Below are 960 nucleotides of genomic sequence, written 5' to 3' on the forward strand. Positions count from 1 at the left end.
ATAGAGGTCAATAGATAAACACCTATCTTTGTTATTAGTAAACATATAGAAATATGAATATTTTTAAGGGTCAAAATCTTCTAGAGTTCTCTGATCGGTTTAAATCTGATTTGGACTGTAAGGAATATTTAGCAGAAATAAAGTCAAAAACCGCCTATAAATGCAGCCGCTGTAATCATACCGCCTATCAGCCACAAAAGGATTTTGGCAGAAAATGCAATGTTTGTGGCCATATTGAATCCGCAACAGCCGGTACGTTATTTCATAAGGTGAAATTTGGAGTTAGGAAAGCTTTTTTCATTTGTTTTGAGATGGCGACTACCACCAAGAGTCTATCTGCCAGTTATATGGCAGTGCGTTATGGGGTCACCGAAACTACTGCCCGACTTTTTATGCACAAAGTCAGGGAAGCTATGGCCTCAAGTGGTAATTATCCTATGGATGGGGAGGTTCATGTAGATGAATTTGTTCTGGGAGGAAAAGATGAAGGAAAGACTGGCAGAAGTTATGATAGCAGAAAAAAGAAAGCGGTTACTGCTGTTCAGCTCACGGAAGATGGCAAAGTCAAGCGTATGTACGCCATGCGCATAGAAGATTTCTCTGCTGAGTCACTTCAATATATTTTTGTTAATCACATCAGTCGTGATGCAAAGGTGACCACTGATAAATGGAGGGGGTATAGACCTATAACAAAAGTATACGATATTACACAAATTGAAAGTAATAATGGTATGAATTTTAAAGCTCTGCACACAATGATCCATCAGGTCAAATCCTGGATAAGAACTACTTATTCTTGGGTAAGTGATGGAAACCTGAATCGCTATTTCAGTGAATTTTGCTATAGGATCAATAGGTCACAAAGCAAGGACACCATCTTCAATAATCTCATATGTAGAATGGTTGAGGCTAAAGCTATAAATCAATCAAAATTGGTAGGTAACTAAATGCTGACCTCTA

General features: G+C 38.0%; 1 protein-coding gene. It reads left to right on the forward strand.

The features are described from left to right. Positions 1-53: 53 nt before the first annotated feature. Positions 54-947 carry an IS1595 family transposase gene (locus tag K7G79_RS14680; protein WP_223552348.1) on the forward strand — a complete coding sequence of 298 codons (894 nt, stop codon included), beginning with the start codon at positions 54-56 and terminating at the stop codon, positions 945-947. Positions 948-960: the final 13 nt, after the last annotated feature.

Source organism: Aestuariivivens sp. NBU2969 (assembly GCF_019931125.1).
GTDB classification, from domain to species: Bacteria; Bacteroidota; Bacteroidia; order Flavobacteriales; family Flavobacteriaceae; genus Aestuariivivens; species Aestuariivivens marinum.

Coding starts and splice junctions, on each gene's coding strand:
- K7G79_RS14680 (WP_223552348.1), top strand. CDS start 54: ATGAATATTTTTAAGGGTCAAAATCTTCTAGAGTTCTCTGATCGGTTT.